Genomic DNA, 606 nt, shown 5'->3' with positions numbered 1-606 from the left:
GTGCAGGTGTGGCTATCGGCGCCGAAGACGATGTCTCCATGGCCGACCATGCCGATTTCGGCGAGGAGCGTGTGCTCGATACCGCCCCGGCCCGGGCCGTAGTGGTGGCGGATACCGTGCGCCTCGGCGAAGCGGCGGGTGCTCCGCAGAGCCTCGGCGCTCTCCACATCCTTGGCCGGGGCGAAGTGGTCGTCCACCAACACGATGTGGTCAGGGTCGAAGGGCCGGCCGGTCCCGATCGCGTCGAACTGCGTGAAGGCGAGAGGGCCCGAGATGTCGTTCAAGAGCACTACATCCGGGCGGATCGTTGCGATCTCGCCTGGCCGGATCTCGCCCTCCACGGCGTGGGAGGCGAGGATTTTCTCGGTGATGGTCAGCGTGGTCATGGTTCAGGTGTCCCACTCGGGAAGGCCCAGCATGCGCCGCGGGTTGCCGCGCACAAGCTTTGCCGCATCGGCCTCCGCCATGCCATGGAACAGGAAGCTGCCCAGCGTGACGCGCAGCAGCTCCGCCGCCGGCGGCATCCAGCCGAAGAAACAGTCGGTGGTCAGGACGACCCGATCCACGCCGACCTCATCGATGATGGCCATGCAGTCTGGGATCGAG

At 66.8% G+C, this 606-nt stretch carries 2 protein-coding genes; both read right to left on the bottom strand.

Annotation, left to right across the window (positions count from 1 at the left end):
* The coding region (locus AC1DWF_RS36255; RefSeq protein ID WP_476843283.1) for an aconitase family protein at positions 1-386 on the bottom strand (386 nt) is incomplete at its 3' end.
* 3 nt (positions 387-389) lie between these two features.
* Positions 390-606: hypothetical protein (locus AC1DWF_RS36250; protein WP_476843282.1), on the bottom strand; the 217-nt coding region annotated here is incomplete at its 5' end.

The sequence above is a fragment of the Aminobacter sp. P4_D5 genome (genome assembly GCF_056401815.1).
The sequence above is the reverse complement of the archived record's forward strand: the minus strand, read 5'-3'. Positions and strand labels throughout refer to the sequence as shown.